Annotated in this window: 18 protein-coding genes and 2 pseudogenes; 8 read left to right on the forward strand and 12 right to left on the reverse strand. The window is 35.4% G+C overall.

Features of this window, described 5'->3' with window-relative positions; genetic code table 11:
• The first annotated feature begins 273 nt into the window (after positions 1-273).
• A complete protein-coding gene (locus AA650_RS15945) occupies positions 274-1,077 on the forward strand; it encodes an ABC transporter permease (protein ID WP_081424246.1) in 804 nt (267 codons plus the stop codon).
• Positions 1,078-1,090: 13 nt separating this feature from the next.
• Here the strand turns inward: AA650_RS15945 and AA650_RS15950 are convergent, their stop codons facing one another.
• Both AA650_RS15950 and AA650_RS15955 read right to left on the reverse strand, forming a co-directional pair.
• On the reverse strand, positions 1,091-1,804 hold the full coding sequence (locus tag AA650_RS15950; RefSeq protein WP_053539748.1) for a hypothetical protein: 714 nt from the start codon (positions 1,802-1,804) through the stop codon (positions 1,091-1,093).
• Positions 1,797-3,284 carry an AAA family ATPase gene (locus AA650_RS15955; protein WP_053539749.1) on the reverse strand — a complete coding sequence of 496 codons (1,488 nt, stop codon included), beginning with the start codon at positions 3,282-3,284 and terminating at the stop codon, positions 1,797-1,799. Before AA650_RS15955 ends, AA650_RS15950 begins: the two co-directional genes overlap by 8 nt.
• Positions 3,285-3,621: 337 nt before the next feature.
• Between AA650_RS15955 and AA650_RS15960 the strand changes: the two genes are divergently transcribed.
• Positions 3,622-5,055 (forward strand): GTP-binding protein, encoded by a 1,434-nt coding sequence (locus AA650_RS15960; protein WP_053539750.1) that lies wholly within the window; start codon positions 3,622-3,624, stop codon positions 5,053-5,055.
• Between the two features lie 71 nt (positions 5,056-5,126).
• On the opposite strand, the gene AA650_RS15965 is transcribed toward AA650_RS15960, so the two are convergent.
• Positions 5,127-5,582, reverse strand: coding sequence for a DUF29 domain-containing protein (locus AA650_RS15965; RefSeq protein WP_053539751.1), 456 nt, complete (start codon positions 5,580-5,582; stop codon positions 5,127-5,129).
• 48 nt (positions 5,583-5,630) lie between these two features.
• Entirely contained in the window at positions 5,631-6,446 is an 816-nt protein-coding gene (locus tag AA650_RS15970) for a SirB1 family protein (protein WP_053539752.1), read from the reverse strand.
• 227 nt (positions 6,447-6,673) lie between these two features.
• On the opposite strand from AA650_RS15970, the gene AA650_RS15975 reads away from it, so the two are divergent.
• From AA650_RS15975 to AA650_RS15985, 3 genes and pseudogenes are all read left to right on the forward strand, one after another.
• A complete protein-coding gene (locus AA650_RS15975) occupies positions 6,674-6,928 on the forward strand; it encodes a TIGR03643 family protein (protein ID WP_053539753.1) in 255 nt (84 codons plus the stop codon).
• A gap of 25 nt (positions 6,929-6,953) precedes the next feature.
• A pseudogene (locus AA650_RS15980) lies at positions 6,954-7,613 on the forward strand (cryptochrome/photolyase family protein); the annotation flags it as partial.
• Positions 7,614-7,702: 89 nt separating this feature from the next.
• On the forward strand, positions 7,703-8,722 hold the full coding sequence (locus AA650_RS15985; RefSeq protein WP_053539754.1) for an IS4 family transposase: 1,020 nt from the start codon (positions 7,703-7,705) through the stop codon (positions 8,720-8,722).
• Between the two features lie 51 nt (positions 8,723-8,773).
• Here the strand turns inward: AA650_RS15985 and AA650_RS29340 are convergent, their stop codons facing one another.
• Positions 8,774-8,935, reverse strand: a complete 162-nt coding sequence (locus AA650_RS29340; protein WP_335337386.1) for a transposase — start codon at positions 8,933-8,935, stop codon at positions 8,774-8,776.
• Positions 8,936-8,998: 63 nt separating this feature from the next.
• Positions 8,999-9,193 (reverse strand): helix-turn-helix domain-containing protein, encoded by a 195-nt coding sequence (locus tag AA650_RS15990; RefSeq protein WP_053539755.1) that lies wholly within the window; start codon positions 9,191-9,193, stop codon positions 8,999-9,001.
• An 802-nt stretch (positions 9,194-9,995) separates the two neighbouring features.
• On the opposite strand from AA650_RS15990, the gene atpD reads away from it, so the two are divergent.
• The 3 genes from atpD (at position 9,996) to AA650_RS16005 (ending at position 12,824) form a co-directional block, all read left to right on the forward strand.
• A complete protein-coding gene (gene atpD / locus AA650_RS15995; RefSeq protein WP_053539756.1) occupies positions 9,996-11,444 on the forward strand; it encodes a F0F1 ATP synthase subunit beta in 1,449 nt (482 codons plus the stop codon).
• Positions 11,445-11,540: 96 nt separating this feature from the next.
• Positions 11,541-11,954 (forward strand): ATP synthase F1 subunit epsilon, encoded by a 414-nt coding sequence (gene atpC, locus AA650_RS16000; RefSeq protein ID WP_039201817.1) that lies wholly within the window; start codon positions 11,541-11,543, stop codon positions 11,952-11,954.
• A 351-nt stretch (positions 11,955-12,305) separates the two neighbouring features.
• On the forward strand, positions 12,306-12,824 hold the full coding sequence (locus AA650_RS16005; protein WP_081424379.1) for a transposase: 519 nt from the start codon (positions 12,306-12,308) through the stop codon (positions 12,822-12,824).
• On the opposite strand, the gene AA650_RS16010 is transcribed toward AA650_RS16005, so the two are convergent.
• The 6 genes and pseudogenes from AA650_RS16010 to AA650_RS16035 form a co-directional block, all read right to left on the reverse strand.
• Positions 12,811-13,152 carry an ISAzo13-like element transposase-related protein gene (locus AA650_RS16010; protein ID WP_199924264.1) on the reverse strand — a complete coding sequence of 114 codons (342 nt, stop codon included), beginning with the start codon at positions 13,150-13,152 and terminating at the stop codon, positions 12,811-12,813. The genes AA650_RS16005 and AA650_RS16010 overlap by 14 nt on opposite strands.
• Positions 13,153-13,524: 372 nt before the next feature.
• Positions 13,525-13,905 carry a hypothetical protein gene (locus AA650_RS16015; RefSeq protein WP_234413201.1) on the reverse strand — a complete coding sequence of 127 codons (381 nt, stop codon included), beginning with the start codon at positions 13,903-13,905 and terminating at the stop codon, positions 13,525-13,527.
• A complete protein-coding gene (locus tag AA650_RS16020; RefSeq protein ID WP_053539759.1) occupies positions 13,895-14,098 on the reverse strand; it encodes a hypothetical protein in 204 nt (67 codons plus the stop codon). The genes AA650_RS16015 and AA650_RS16020 overlap by 11 nt, the downstream gene beginning before the upstream one ends.
• A gap of 2 nt (positions 14,099-14,100) precedes the next feature.
• Positions 14,101-14,376, reverse strand: a complete 276-nt coding sequence (locus tag AA650_RS16025) for a hypothetical protein (protein ID WP_053539760.1) — start codon at positions 14,374-14,376, stop codon at positions 14,101-14,103.
• Positions 14,377-14,751: 375 nt separating this feature from the next.
• Positions 14,752-15,059: pseudogene (locus tag AA650_RS26755) on the reverse strand (IS66 family transposase); the annotation flags it as partial.
• Positions 15,060-15,068: 9 nt separating this feature from the next.
• Positions 15,069-17,012 (reverse strand): NB-ARC domain-containing protein, encoded by a 1,944-nt coding sequence (locus tag AA650_RS16035; protein WP_081424248.1) that lies wholly within the window; start codon positions 17,010-17,012, stop codon positions 15,069-15,071.
• Between the last annotated feature and the right edge of the window lie 100 nt (positions 17,013-17,112).

Consider the following 17,112-nt stretch of genomic DNA (forward strand, 5'->3'; position numbering starts at 1 on the left):
TCAGATTTCTATTTCTAGTTAGTTGATGAATAAATGAAATAACTAACGCAGAAATAGCTAAAAAGATCAAAACCACCCTTATTTATGATTACTACCAAATCTTATGTTTTATATTTGATATTTTTTGTCTATCTCAGGTAATGTAAATGCCTGATCCTTAAGAAATAAATTAGACAGAATAATTAGTTAGATTTGGGATTTTTTAACTTGACTAAAAACAAAAAATAAGTATAATATAATACGATAACCAAATATTTGCATTTATTAAGCAGCATGAATATATACAAACAAATAAATAAACCGCGTGTTTCATGGCAGGTGGTTTTTGCACTGATTATATTTGTGTTTATGTATCTACCTATCCTGGTACTGGCTTTTTATAGTTTTAATCAGTCACCTTACAGTGCTACATGGCAAGGTTTTACCCTGGAATGGTACGGAAAATTATTTAGTGACGAGCGGATTTTATCGGGGTTATATAATAGTTTGGTGGTGGCTTTTTGTGCTGTGGGAGTTTCCGCCGTTATGGGAACATTAATGGCTGTGGGGTTGGCACGCTATGACTTTCCTGGTAAGAAATTATATCAGGGAATTGCTTATTTACCGTTATTAATTCCTGATATTGCGATCGCAGTTTCTACCCTAGTATGTTTAGCAGCTTTTGCTATTCCTTTGAGTATATGGACTATTATCGCCGCCCATATTGTATTTTGTCTATCCTATGTTGGTTTGGTAGTGTCTGCGCGGATGAATAATATTAATCCCCATTTGGAAGAAGCAGCTTTAGATTTAGGTGCGACACCAACACAAGCCTTTATTTTAGTTTTATTACCTCAATTAATGCCAGGAATTATTTCTGGGTGTTTATTGGCTTTTGTGTTGAGTTTGGATGATTTTTTAATTGCTAGTTTTACTGCGGGAAGTGGTACTAATACTTTACCAATGGAAATCTTTAGCCGGATTAGAACGGGAGTCAAACCGGATATTAATGCTTTAAGTGTGATGTTAATTTCTACGACTGCGATTGTGGCTTTGATAGGGGAATTGATTAGAACTGCGGGGGAAAGGAGAGAATAGGAAGTAGGATGAATTATTTGGATAATAAGGATTCTAAACTTATCTTTATTACCTCGTCTTGCTGACAAAAACATTTAATATTAATTTTATCTTGATCTTTTAAAATTGTTTGACAAGTGAATAGACGTGATTTACCAGGAGTCTGCAAAATGTCATACATTTGCGAATATAATTTTTCGTTATTTTTTTCCGTAAATTTACTTTTATCAGAAAAATTTTGATAAGATAGAATTCCTTTAAAATCTATATATATTTCTGATTCGTGATAATTTTGAATTGAATTTAAGTGATTATTCAGAACAAGTAACATATATATTCTTGACATTGCACATTGAAATTTTTCTCCAATTTTCCCTAAGTCCTTATTAGATATACTAGATTTTAATTCAATTAAAATAATATTTAATTTATAACTACTTTCATATTTTTGTAAAACCAAAATAGCACATTCTGGAGTTTTGTCTTTAGTTGAGATACCGAATATTTCTTTTTCTAAGTTGATTTTCCAGATTCTGTCTACTTTTGATTTATCATCAGAATAATTTAATTCTTCAATAGATACCTTTTTAAGTTTTGCATCAGAATTTTTTTCTTCAACTTCGATTTGATCATTAGTAACCTCTTCAATAAATTGTGTTTCAGCTAATTTTCTATGTAATTCATCCCTCAGAGAAGGAACACTTAGCTTTTTAGGATTATTTAAATAATATTTATTACTTTTACTCATCTTCAACCTCATCTTCTTGAAGATAAATATAATCAGTCAGAATGCGAAGTGAGTTATCTAAATTGTTTTCAACCTCTCGAAAGTTCATAAAATAGATGCCATAATCACTGCTTTCATAATCAATTATCCTATCACCTGTGAAGAAATAAACACCTACCTTTTCTTTTGATATAGAAATAGATGAATCAACATATTTTAATTTATTTTCTTCTATAATTTTTTTGACATTAACTCCATGTTGATTTTTAAGAACATCCAGATAGATACAATTATTAATAGCATTAGCTAACATAGAACTATGGGTTGTTATTAATACTTTATTTCCTGTTTGACTTTGAATAAACTGTATTAATATATTGATTAACTTAATTTGATTTTCAGGATGTAAGTTTACTTCTGGTTCATCTATCATTAAAAAATTATTCTTTTCTAATGCCCAATATTTTAAATATAAATAAAGAAGTGTTAATTGATTAACAGAAGAAGAAGCTAAATACATGGGCAAAGGTTCATCAACAGAATCAATTTTAAAATAAAATTCTATCAGACCAATTCCCTCTACACTAATAAGTTTTATCTCACCTCCAATAATCTTCTGTAATTGTTGGACAAGATTGATATAATTTCCTTCAATATTTTCTTCAAGATTCAGAGAGAAAAGTTTTTCAAAAACCTTATTCATGGGTTCTGTATATTTTCTTTTAAAAACATCTAACTCTTGAAGATCAGATGATTGAATATTAGACCTATTGCGGCGATTTTCTAGTAAATCTACAAGTTTTTTAATATCTTGTTCCCGTCTTTTTCTATCAACCTCATAAATATAACGATAGAATGTAGAAAAGAAAATTCTACTAGCTGGTAAGAAAAAAGTCTCATGTTCATATTTCAACATTGTTCTAATTATTGTTGCAATTAGAAGAAACTTTTTTTCATCCAGTAAATCCCTGTCTAAAGATTTTTTAGGAATTATTTCTTTAATACTCTCTGGTAATTGTTTCTCTATAAATTTATATATTAAATCTCCTTGATCTTTTTTAAATTCTATATATTCTAATCTATTGTCATCAGCATCTTTTATTCTGACAGTTCCTTCAATTTCTCCTTCTCTTAATTCAGATATTTCATAGTCAAAAGCAATAACAATATTATTGAGTATTTGGGAATTTTTGCCTGTATTAAATATCTCTTTTTTTGTTTCTTCCTGCAAAAATGAACTATATCTATTCAAAATTACTGCCAATAATTCAGGATTAACTTCGATATTATTTATATTTTCAACAATTTGATTATCAATTATTTCTACATTTGTACGTGCAAATTTATGAATTATATCTTCATTAAAAATCGCCCATAATAATTGAGCAACATAGCTTTTACCACTGTTATTTTGTCCAACAAAAATAAAGAAATCCTTGGCTAAATCAATGGCTTGAGTATTGTTTTTAATCGGACCTAAATTTTTGATGATCAATTTCATATAAATTAACCTCTAAACTATTTATAGTTTGTATAAATAAGGACAAAAGAGTTAAGTTCACACAATACTCTCCTTGACATTATACTAAACTAAAGCTTATCACTCTACTACTTTGTCTAAATATACAAGGTTGGATATTAACCACCAAAATATTTTACACCTTGAACTTAACCGTTATCCGCTTCATGGCTTCTTCGACATCTTCTAAAGGCATAAATTTGGAAATAACCTGCACCCACAGAGTAAAATCTGATTAATATGTCTTACTTGAAAAATCCCATATACTATATTTGTGCTAGTGTAACTTTTAATTACTCCCTGTTTTTCGCTTTCTCAAATGAACACTATACCTGAATCCATCCCCAATTGGGAAGAAGAATTGGATAATGCCATTTTTACCTTTGACGATATTCAAGCCGAACTTAACTACAAACAAGCCAAAAATGCACTCCGAAACTTAGTTAACAATCTTGATCTTTCCTCTGTGGAAAAATCTGGATTAGAAGCAGAAATTCATGATTTAGAAACCATGCTAGATAAACTAGAAAGCATGGTAGTTCAAATTGCCGCTTTTGGGATGGTAGGACGGGGTAAATCTTCCCTTCTCAATGCTTTAGTTGGTCAAGAAGTCTTTGTTACTGGACCTCTACATGGTGTTACTCGTGATGCACAAACAGTAAATTGGAGTATTAGTGAAGAAGCTTTAGGGACTTTAAAAGTCACATTACCCAGCAATGGTCAATCCCAAGTTGAATTAATTGATACTCCTGGATTAGATGAAGTAGACGGTGAAACTCGCGCAGCTTTAGCTGAACAAATTGCCAAGCAAGCAGATTTAATTTTATTTGTAATTTCGGGAGATATGACAAAGATTGAACAAATAGCATTATCGCAATTACGAGAAGTAGGTAAACCGATTATTTTAGTCTTTAATAAAGTTGATCAATATCCCGAAACTGACAGAATTACAATTTATGAAAAAATTCGAGATGATAGAGTGCGGGAATTACTTTCACCAGCAGAAATCGTTATGTCCGCAGCTTCACCATTAGTCAGAATGGCGGTACAAAATCCTGATGGAACTAGAGGTATAAAACTCCAAAAAGGACAATCACAAGTTGACGAATTAAAGTTGAAAATATTGGAAATTCTCCACCATGAAGGTAAGGCATTAGTAGCTTTAAATACGATGCTTTATGCTGATGATGTTAATCAGCAATTGGTACAACGTAAACTGATAATTAGAGAAGAAAATGCGAATCAGTTAATTTGGAAAGCAGTAATTACTAAAGCATTGGCGATCGCACTCAATCCTGTTACAGTAGTGGATATACTCAGTGCTGTAATTATAGATATCTCCTTAATTTTAGGCTTATCCAAGCTTTACGGTATCCCCATGACAGAAACCGGTGCAGTGAAATTACTCCAAAAAATCGCCCTGAGTATGGGTGGTATCGGTGCTAGTGAACTATTAGCAAATTTGGGTTTAAGTAGTTTAAAAACCCTACTGGGTATCTCTGCAACAGCAACCGCCGGCATGACAATTGGACCCTATTTATCCATAGCTATAACCCAAGCAGGAGTAGCTGGAGTATCTTCATACAGTATCGGTCAAGTTACCAAAGCCTATTTAGCCAATGGTGCAACCTGGGGACCAGATGGACCAAAAGCAGTAGTTAGTCAAATTCTATCAACTTTAAATGAAACTTCAATTTTGAACCGAATTAAAGATGAATTGCTGATTAAAGTTAGACTGAGGAAAAAAGTATGAAAGTCAGGAAGTAGGGGCGCGAGGCTTGCGCCCAGATAGCGTAACGCACTATCTTGAATTATACTCTAGACTTAGGGCATAAAATCTGCATTGAGAACCTGAACTAAAGAAAAAGATGGTTCTTCAGGGAATAAAGTTGGGGGAAGTTGATATTTATTTATTGTATCATTTCTAGCATCTGTATAACAATCTAGAAATACATCATCTAAAATACCTTTTAAACTAGGACTATCTGCTAGAGTATAGGCTATTTGTCGTCTTTGTTCAACGACAGTATTACGCCAGCCCCTAGCATTGTAATCTTTTTCCTCTGTCCAATATTGTAGTTTTAATAAATGTTCAATTAGGACAACTAGGCGAGTTTTTAGTTCTTTCTTTTCCCTCCTTCCCATACTATCAATTTCTTCAACCAAATTCTCAATATCTAATTGCTCTAATTTTCTTTCTCTCAAAAGTGTAAGTGTAGTTTGTATCCACAGATAAAAATCTTGCTCATATAGTGTTTTATTAGTATCAATGGTCAGCATAACAACTTCTCCTGACTCGATAGACTCTTAAGGAAATTATACAACTAACTAATTCAACTTAGCAAGTAATTGACGAATTACATCTCCATCTCTAGCATCAGGAACTTTAATTAAATAAATTTGTAAGTCTTCCGCCGCTTGAGAAAATTGCCCTAATTGATAATACAATAAACCCCGATCTCTTAATTCAAAACTGGCTTCTGGAAACAACAGCAAAATCCGTTCTACCGTTCTTAAACTCCTTTCTAAATCCTGCTTTTGAAGATAAATATATTTTAAATTAGTCAACATTCGTGTTAAAAATTGCCGATTACTCACAACCGCTAAAAATTCAGGTTTGAGCGTCACTTCTTGCTGATAAATTTGTGAAAGTCTTTCTTGACAGTCTTGGGCAAACATCACCTCACCACCATTAAAAGCATCCACAAAAATCCCTATATCTTCCACGTCTGGACGAATCAAAAAATGTCCCGGCATTCCTACCCCAACCATCGGAAAATCAATCCGTTTGGCTACCTCCATATAAACCAGTGCCAAAGTAATCGGAATACCCGTTTTCCGTTCAATGACATCATTTAAAAAACTATTGCGGGGGTCATAATAATCAAGCTTATTACCATCAAATCCCAATTCTTCGTATAAATATTGATTAATACTTTGAATAACCCGTAGAGGATAGCGAAAAGAAGGCAAACGTTCCTCTAACTCCATTGCCATTGTATCAATAGCATTTAAATACTCTTCAGTATCAATATCTGGATATTCTTCCTGGGCAATATATAAGGCTGCCTTTGCGAGATTGATATCCTCATCAGGTTGTTGAATCTCTTGGTAAAAATACTGTCGTGCTGACGAGAAAGTCATAAGTAATAAAGATGAAGCGACTGGAGGAGAGTACAGAGTTTTTTGTACCTACTCTTATTTTAGAGCATTCTGGCGATTTATTTCTCGTCTTCTCGTTCCCAGTCTCCAGACTGGGAATGCTATCTTAGAGGTTCTACCTCCTTAGAGAAAACAAGAGAAAAGAGAGTTGTGATAGTATAATCAATATAGATTTATAATTGTGGCATTTTTATTCAAATTCTCAAAGTATGAAACTACCTGACTTAGATACTGAAACCATAGATCGTATTATCGAAATGGCTTGGGAAGATCGGACACCATTTGATGTGATAGAAAAACAATTTGGACTCTTAGAAAAACAGGTAATTGCTCTGATGAGAAGGGAAATGAAATCATCCAGTTTCCAAATGTGGAGAGAAAGAGTTACCAAACGTAAAACCAAACATTTAGAAAAAAGAGAATTTATTGCAGGGAGATTCAAATCCCAAAATCAAAAAACTTAAATTGACATAAAATATAAAATTATCTATGATTGGAATTTGGATATTAGGCGATCAACTTTCCCTACAACAATCAGCCTTAAAAAGCTGTAATCATCAAATAAATACACCTGTAATTTTCATCGAATCATTACAGCATATTCAAATCAGACCATATCATCGCCAAAAATTAGTGTTAATTTGGTCAGCAATGCGCCACTTTGCAGCAGAATTAGCACAACTAAACTATGCAGTCACATACAAAGTAGCCACAGATTTTCAAACATCACTCCAAGCATGGATTCAAGTTAATCAAATTACCGAATTGCGGGTAATGACACCCAATGATCAACCATTCATCCAAATAATTCAAAATTTACAATTACCTTGTCCAATCACCTTAATTCCTAATAATCAATTTTTATGGAGTACAGAAGAATTCACTGATTGGGCGAAAAGTCGCAAACGCCTATTAATGGAAGATTTTTATCGAGAAGGAAGACGAAGTTTTCAAATTTTAATGGAGGACAAACAACCAATTGGAGGACAGTGGAATTTAGATAAAGAAAATCGTCAACCACCTAAAGGTAAATTACATCCACCCCCAGCCCAATGGTTTACACCAGACGCAATTACTCTCGATGTTATAGACAAAGTTAACTCTCTTTCTCATTTAACTTATGGAGAAATAGAACCCTTTGATTGGGGAGCAGAAGTGTTGAATGTTAGGAAAAGATTAAAAAAAAGTACCATAATTTGATACAATCTAAAAAAATCTAGATAAAGAATTATCAAATTATGCGCTTAAAGAATTTCCCAGAAGTGGTCAAAACAATATTGAAACCATTGCCCAAAAAAGATTATCCAGTTCTGGACACATTTTCATTTGTATCAGTGTGGTTACAGTATGTCATGGATAAAAGTATAGTGAGTATGAGAGATTTATTTCAAAGACTAAATAATCAAGGGATAGATTTAAAAATATCAAATTTTTCCAAGGCAAGTAAAAAGAGAGATACTCAAGTATTTTTGGAGATAATAACTGAATTAAACAATCAACTGAGAAAGAAAAAAGGAAAGGAAGAAACCCAAGCATTATTTCCTATAGATTCAACAATTATTACATTAACAAGTAAATTATTATGGAGTCAAGGATATCATCAAGTAAAACTATTTTGTGGGTTAGATAGTTTGACATCAGAAGTTGGTGGAATGGTGATTCATTTTGGGCAAGGACATGACCATAAATATGGACAAGAAACAGTAGAAGCAATTCCGTCAAAAGGAGTAGGGATAATGGATAGAGGATTTGCATCCTCCGAAAGAATATCTGAATTAAAACAACAAAAAAATAAAGCTTTTGTCTTAAGAATTAAAAATAATGTCACTTTAGAAATGCTAGAAAATGGTAATTGTAAAGTTGGCAAAGATGAAAGAGAAGTGGAAATTAGAGTAGTAGCATTTTGTGATATAGAAACTAAGAGTGAATTTCGTTTAGCAACAAACTTATTAAATGAAGGAGAAGAGCAAGTTAGTAATCAAGAGATTATGGAAATTTACATACAAAGATGGCAAATTGAATTGTTATGGAAATTCTTAAAAATGCACCTCAAGTTAGACAGACTTATGACAAAGAATGAGAATGGAATTAGAATTCAGATAATGTGCTGTTTAATCGCTTATTTGATATTGCAACTAATAGAAATACCGCCAGAATTTGGCAAAACTTTATTAGATAAACTCCGTTATCTTCAGTCCTATATGTGTCAGGAAATAAGTTATGTTCATTGGTTTAGAAAACTTATTTGGATAAGATGAAAAATAGCACTTATAGGCTAAGTTTATTTCAATATGTAAAGTTTTATTACGCTATTCAACATTTCTGGTTATCTTTCTATGGACTCTAGCAACTTTCTTTCTAGTTTTATTGCGGTTATTAGAGCCTTTTTGTTTTCTGGATAATTGCTGTTGTTTTATTTTTAAGTTCTTCTCATGTTCTTTCTTTAGGAACGCAAATTTAATAACCTGCAATTCTGACTTAACCTGAAATGGTGCGTTACGCTGTCGCTAACACACCCTACTTTTGCACTTTATTTAATTCATATTCCTTAGCTGAGGAATTATCTTTTTGACTTCGTATCCAGACAGTCCTTTACCCGTTTCTTTATATGTTTCATTCATCAAATTCAAAAAATAGTTCCATAACCAACGACAACTGCCAAAAGCTTGTGCTAATGACTGCTGCTGCTGGGCATCTGGATATAATCTGATTTTGACAACTTTTAACATATTAGAGCGAAAGAAATTTACTATAAAACACTATAAAACACTATAACACAAGATTTGTGAATTGCCTCCATGTTTTTCTCCCTTGCTGTCGCTTTGGTTGAAACCCACATTCCGCACCCTGGGGTGTCACATAGTATTATCACTTGATTTTCTCTTGATTTCTGGATATAAATTATGCCTTGTCGGCATCATGTATCCGTTAATTCATTGAGATTCTGTATATAATACATCCTCATTTCATCATAAAAAACAGTAAAAACCGATTGTGACAGTTGAGGGTGCGGAAGATAGGTTGAAAAACTGTCGTTAATTCACGCGCCATTCATCCCACGCTGCCCTTCGGGTCAGTCGTGGGGCTTCTGTCGGTTAAGCTAAAACCGGATTTTAGGGGTTTTGAAGTGGGGAGACTGACGAAAAGAATTTGACCCCTCTCCAAACCTCTCCCCGCACTATGCCTTACCCATATCTTTCTTGACATTCTTGAAACCCTTATAATATGAGAGTTCAGCAGTGCTAAACCCCTACCGGGTTATTTATATTTGTTTGATATATCTTCCTTATCAACTCCATGATAACAAATATAAAATCCGTTGTCAATCCCCAATACTCTCTTTTTGCGGTTTTTTGTGGAAGTAATTTATTTTGCAGTTCCAGGATTTTCACAAAATCGGGGATCTCTTCTTAATAATGAATTTAAGGCAAAGGTGGAGTCGTTAAGTGCTAACCTAAAAGATGATATCGCTTGATCTGGGGTCTTAAACGACCCACTTGTGAAAACTAGCTTCAATCATTTAGGCGCAGCATGGTCACCACCGCAGAAAAAACAAACATAGGTTACATTACCCAAGTAATTGGTCCGGTTGTAGACGTTAAGTTCCCCGGCGGTAAATTACCCCAAATCTACAACGCTTTAACCATCACAGGCACAAATGAAGCTGGACAAAACATCAGCTTAACCGTTGAAGTACAGCAACTTCTAGGCGACAACCAAGTACGGGCGGTGGCTATGAGTACCACCGACGGTTTAGTTCGTGGGTTAGAAGTAGTTGATACTGGCGCTCCGATTACAGTACCCGTTGGTAAAGCCACCTTGGGACGGATTTTCAATGTTTTAGGCGAACCTGTAGATCAGCAAGGTCCCGTAAACGCCGAAGCATATCTACCTATTCACCGTGACGCTCCTAAATTCACAGATTTGGAAACCAAACCTTCTGTGTTTGAAACTGGGATTAAAGTTGTTGACTTGCTCACTCCCTACAAACGCGGTGGTAAAATCGGTCTGTTCGGCGGGGCTGGTGTTGGTAAAACCGTGATCATGATGGAATTGATCAACAACATCGCTACCCAACACGGTGGTGTGTCTGTATTTGCGGGTGTGGGTGAACGCACACGGGAAGGAAATGACCTCTACAACGAAATGATGGAATCTGGAGTTATCAATAAAGATAACCTCAACGAATCCAAAATTGCTCTAGTTTATGGTCAAATGAACGAGCCACCCGGAGCAAGAATGCGGGTTGGTTTGTCTGGTTTGACAATGGCTGAGTACTTCCGTGATGTCAACAAGCAAGACGTATTGCTATTTGTTGATAACATCTTCCGGTTCGTACAAGCTGGTTCTGAAGTATCCGCGCTATTGGGTCGGATGCCTTCTGCGGTAGGATATCAGCCTACTCTGGGTACTGACGTAGGTGCTTTGCAAGAACGGATTACCTCCACCACCGAAGGTTCTATTACTTCTATTCAAGCTGTATATGTACCTGCGGACGACTTGACTGACCCCGCACCAGCAACTACCTTTGCCCACTTGGACGGTACAACAGTATTGTCTCGTGGTTTGGCTTCTAAAGGTATCTATCCTGCGGTTGATCCTTTGGGTTCTACTTCCACCATGTTGCAACCCAACATCGTTGGTGATGAACACTACAAAACTGCACGGGCTGTACAATCCACCTTGCAACGTTATAAAGAACTCCAAGACATCATCGCCATTTTGGGTTTAGATGAATTGTCTGAGGAAGATCGTTTAATTGTGGCACGGGCGCGGAAAGTTGAACGGTTCTTGTCTCAGCCTTTCTTCGTAGCTGAAGTATTTACTGGTTCTCCTGGTAAGTATGTGAAGTTGGAAGACACCATTAAAGGATTCCAACAAATTCTTTCTGGTGAATTAGATGCTTTACCTGAGCAAGCTTTCTACTTGGTAGGCGATATCACTGAAGCTAAAGCTAAAGCTGAAAAGCTCAAGGGTTAGTCATTAGTCATTAGTCAGTAGTCAGTGGTTTTTTATGCAACTGACAACTGACAACTGACAACTGACAAAAGGCAAATGACAAAGGACAACTGACAAATGACATTAACTGTTCGTGTAATTTCCCCAGACAAAACTGTTTGGGATGCTGAAGCTGACGAAGTAATTTTACCTAGCACTACTGGTCAGTTAGGTATTCTCAGTGGACACGCTCCCATGCTGACAGCCTTGGATACAGGCGTAATGCGTGTCCGAGCTAGTAAAAATGCTAGTTGGCAAGCGATCGCTCTTTTAGGCGGTTTTGCTGAAGTTGATCAAGATGAAGTCACAATTCTAGTCAATAGTGCTGAACGTGGCGACAAAATTAACCTTGAAGAAGCCCGCACTGCTTTTAATACAGCACAATCTGGCTTAAATCAAGTTAGCGCAGATGACCGAAAAGCACAATTCCAAGCAACACAGGCATTTAAACGCGCTCGCGCTCGTTTTCAAGCTGCTGGTGGTTTAGTGTAAATTGTATAGAGCATTTAAAACTAATGAGGGTGGACAAATAGCCCACCCTTATTTTATTGGTATTTTAATTTGATTAGCTTTATCTTCTTTTTAGATCCCCGACTTCTTAAAGAAGTCGGGGGATCTGAGATTTTTCGTGTTTATCCTTCTATAATTTTTATCTCTTCTGCTGTTAGTTCTGGAGTTTAGACTAAAAACAGAAATATAAGTTAAAATTACTGAGAAACAATGAGTTAAAAAGACTACCGATTATAGAGAATAAAGAATTGGCGGAAAAAAAGCGGTCAGTGATGTAAAACTGACCGCAGAATGTTCAATGCTGATAAATGTAAAAAAGTTATCAGATTGACAATGCCATTAGAACAGCTAAGACAATTTCGCACAAGTGTATACAATATTTTGGGCAAAGCCAAAGATGCCTTATTTGACTTGATGGATGCAGCATTAATCACCCGGAGTATTTATGCCTTCGTAGAATTAGCATTATCGCCAGTGTTTAGAAGAAAGTGGTCAAGTGTATATGAGGCAATAGAGGATGGCAATCCCCCAAGAACAGAATTAATGAAATTGTATATAGAACAACTCAATCCCACAGAAAGAATAATCTTAGCGGGAGATCATACAGCTTGGACAAGAATAGATGCACCGACGTTAAAGGATAGAACCTATGAGCATCAAGAACAACCAATGTCAGGAGCAAAACCCGTAACCTTGGGACAAGGTTACAGCACAATTGCCGTCATCCCAGAGATGTCTGGAAGTTGGGCTTTACCGCTATTACATCAACGCATTACCAGTTTTGAGAACCCAATTCAAAAAGCCGCTGCACAGCTAAAGCTGATATGCGAAAATCTATCTATGTTTCTTTAAAACCCTCAGCAACTTTCTTACCGGTTTCGTAGGCTTTATCAATGATGGTCGTAAAAACCTGTAACCCTTTCTGAGTAGTAGCTTTTGCCATCAGTTTAGCAACAGTGTTAACACTGTCGAAAATAACACCTTTACAAGCCCGACTTAGATGTGGAAACAGCCGATGCTCAATCGGATTGTACTTAGATGTATAAGGAGGATAGTGAGCAATGCGAATTTCAATTCCAATTTCATTCACCAAAGCTTGTAATGCTTCTTTGAATACACCCGCCTTCGACTCTACCAATTGATGGTCAATGGAAAAACCGCTCTTTGGGAGTTGCCACAAAAATAGTTACCGCAGTTGCAAATATGATCCACAACGGTAACAGTGTACAAAATATCAGGGAGTTTATAACACTCAGTAAAAACTCTAAGAAAACTCATAAATAATAAATTTTCTCTAAGAATTTTCTTGAGTAATTCTACAACAAGAACCTAGTAAATTTAGTAACTAAGAGTTCTTAATTTTGTGATGCGTATGATGCGTATTAAATAATATAAAATGATTAAAGCAAATAATTTTTAGATGTGGGATTAATTATCCTCAACTAAACTACTGAGAAATTCTTAGAGAAAAACTTAAATACTGAGAAAATCCCTGTCTATTGTTGTTGCCCATAAAAAAAACTTCCAAGCAAATACCTGGAAGTTCTGAATCTTAAACATTTACTGTTTGCTTTACTGGCATCTGTCGTTCTGGCATTGGTTGAAGTGCTGCATTAATAGGTACATACTTACAATAACAAATCACAATCATATCAAATCCCATACCGGAAATATCAGGAGTATAGGTTTCAACACTGGTTACTTCCCAATCACTTAAACGATGATGGGTTTTGGCTTCTGGGTATTCGGCATCAACAAACTGCTCAACTTTAATAAATTCCGGGGGACGATAACCAACTTCGGGTAGTGGTGTATCTGAACAATCATAGTGTTCACCTAGAGTTTTGGTTAAAGAACCCGTGTGAGCATATTTCCTATCTTGCCAACCTGGTTGACGTTTTTCAGCCCGGAAAACAATCCATCTACGCATCATCTTTTTCCTCAGTATCGTAATATGATTTGGGAAATTCTGTATCGCCCTCAAATACACAGTCTACTGGCAGTATATCGTTACCAGTTTCTTCTACGTCAACAAGTTTCCAACCGTATTTTTCTGCCATTTCATCGCAGCATTCTTCGTCTGCTGCTGCATGACGTGATTTATTTTGGTTCTGTGGTTCTGGCATATCTACTCAACCTTATTGTCAGGGTTATTTCTGATTTTGTCAGTTATCGCCTCCCATAAATCTGCAATTTCATCTTTACTGTTAAGGTTGAATTGGTAAACAGTATTAGCATGAACTTGGGAATTCCCCATTGTTACCGTAAAACTATTATCATCTTTAACAGGTAATAATTTCTTAACCAATTTGGCTTTTTCATCTATGGTTAAATGTTCCATCACACTTTCTAAAAATGCTAATTTCTGTTCACTGCTTAACTTATCGTAATGACTTCTATCCATAAACCCTGACCTAACTTATATTTGGTAATTATAACATAATTATAGTAATTACATAAATCCAAGACAATGTTATTATATAATAATATCGGGGTAATTAATATTTGAAAATAAATGATTTACTTAATATAAATTATCAGAGTTCGTGCTACTCCAAAACAAATTGCAGAGATGTTATACTATTTCTGTATGAAGATATGCTAAAAATAAATTATCCGATACCTAAATAAAAATATGGTTATTTCAGAACTTGAACAACAACTTCTTCAACTTTCCCCCAACGATAAATTTTACATTATCCAACTACTAGCACAAAGCTTAACTATGGAGAATAAAAATAACAAAATCCGTAAAGATTCAGGTCTAAATTTGAGGGATTCAATCTGGGGTCTGCACATTAGGATTAACCGTAGCTTTAATGGCTTGATAGCGAAGCGCTCCGTAGGAATCAAAAAACTCAATCACGGAACGTCCCTGACGACGACAAGTTTGAATAACCGTCAATAAATTGGCAGTATCTTGAAACCGCGACCTAGTACGAGAACCGCCACTGACTTTTCGTAGTTAGTACAGGGTAAACGTAACGTTCGCTCGGCTAAATTATTATCAGGGGGTATGTGCGGGTGGTCTAAAAAATACCACCATTGATGAGCTTTATTGCGTAAGGAGCGTAGAAGTTTACCAGCTTTTTTTGGCTACAGTATTAAATTGAGGTGCTGATATGCTTGAGATTGCCAAACATCTAATTCAGGAACTCTCCAAGGTGCTTTTTTTTGTTTTTTGTTTCTGGAGTCATTTTTGAGACCTTTTTCCCATACAATCAAAGCACTTTTCTTATCTCCTAAAGCTTCCTGTACCTGTGCCAATAAATAATAGGCATCAGGACGGGAACTATCTAATTCAATTGCTTTACCAAGGTGATTTTGAGCATAAGTGTATTCATTTTGTTGGAGATATGCCCAGCCAAGGTTTTTGTACAAGGCATATTTCACTAAAGTATCCTGTACACGATCTAAAATTTGTAAAAGCAAGTCAATAGCAATGGCACTATTTCCATTGATAATTTCTAATCGTGCTAAATTATTGATAGCTGCATCAGCAGCACGAGATTTATACTGTTTAGCCATTTCGTAGTGGAAACACGCACGATCCAACTCTTGTAGCTTTTCATAAGTTGACCCCAAGTTATAATGTGCGGCTGCAACATCCGAATTAAATCTGAGTGACCACACTAAAGAACACTTGGCGCTAATAAAATCACCTTCCAGGTATTTTTGATGACCTATCTGGTTTAAAGACTTAGCAATAAATTGATTAGTAATGTATTTTTTTACTCTATTGCTTAAAGTAAATTTAGCGACTCTTGTATTATCTTGTTCAACAATAAGTAATTGCTGTAAGAGTACATTCAACGATGTATGTAATTCCGATAAATCTACTGCAAAGACTAGACTTGCTTGTAAATCGGCAAGAGATACTGCCTGGTTGTTTACCGCTAACGAGTAAATAATATTTTTTTCTAACTCATAAATGTTTTCAAAAGATTCTAAAAATTCATTGATAATATTATTTATCAATGATAAGTTGTGCTTTGAAAAATTATTAAAGTCACCTTTAAATGTTTTGTTAATAGTTTTGACGACTATTTCTAAAGCTAAAGGATTACCTTCATATAATTCAATTAATTCTAATAAATTTTGGTCAGAAACTGCAAAATTTTTGATTGGCAAAATAAAAGTTTTAGCATCATCTGGATGCAAGCCTCTCAAATACAATTCCCTCACAGGTAGTGTTTCTCCAGCTAAGTCAGCAATTTCTATTGGTTTTTCCCGACTGGTCAGCACTAAGCAGCTATTATGATTTGATTCTCCTAAGCGTTTTAATAACTCTCCATAGCCATCATATTCCTGTGGATAATGTCGAACTAACTGGCTACTAGGCAGAACAGTTTCTACATCATTTAGCAACAGTAGACAGCGGTGTTGGGATAGATACTCAATCAGTAAAGAGATTTGCCCACCGATATCTTTTGGTATGTTGGTTTCTTCTTGGTGCAACAGGGAGTGGAGCAGGTCAGTTAATAATTCTTGGATGGGTGGAGCATAGTGGAGCGATCGCCAAATGACGCACTCAAACTCATTCTGGATTTGTTTAGCCAACTGCGCTGACAGAGTATTTTTGCCAATACCACCCATGATACTCAGGATTACTACTAGTCGGCACTTGTCTTTGACAATCCATTGCTTTAAAGTAGCCAGTTCTTCAATACGTCCGTAGAAAATAGTAACATCTGGTGCTTCGTCCCAATCTTGGCGTGCATAGATGTGATCTTCACCGAAGTTGACCGAGGGAGAAGACATACTGGCAGTATTTTGAGCTTGGTGTTTTTGATATTGTGAGAGTAAAAACTGCCGGAGCTTGGCAAACTTGACTGGTCCTTTTCCGTCAATCTGAAACTTTTGATACACTGCACTTAATCGCTGGCGGATAGCTGAATCTTTGACTTGAAGCTGCTCTGCGATTCCTGCAATATCGTTACCTTCTAAAGCCAAAACCAACACTTCCCTTTCTGCCTTGGAAAGGTTGTGCTTATCCGCTTCAACTTGCAAAAATTCTTGAAAATATTGGTCCATTGACATAGTAAATAACTCACATTTATAAGTTAGATTCTTATTTATCTATATTTATACATCATTCAGTCGTGCTGTCGCTTCTGACAAGTATGCGCCACCATATCAT

This window comes from Anabaena sp. WA102, from assembly GCF_001277295.1.
GTDB lineage: Bacteria > Cyanobacteriota > Cyanobacteriia > Cyanobacteriales > Nostocaceae > Dolichospermum > Dolichospermum heterosporum.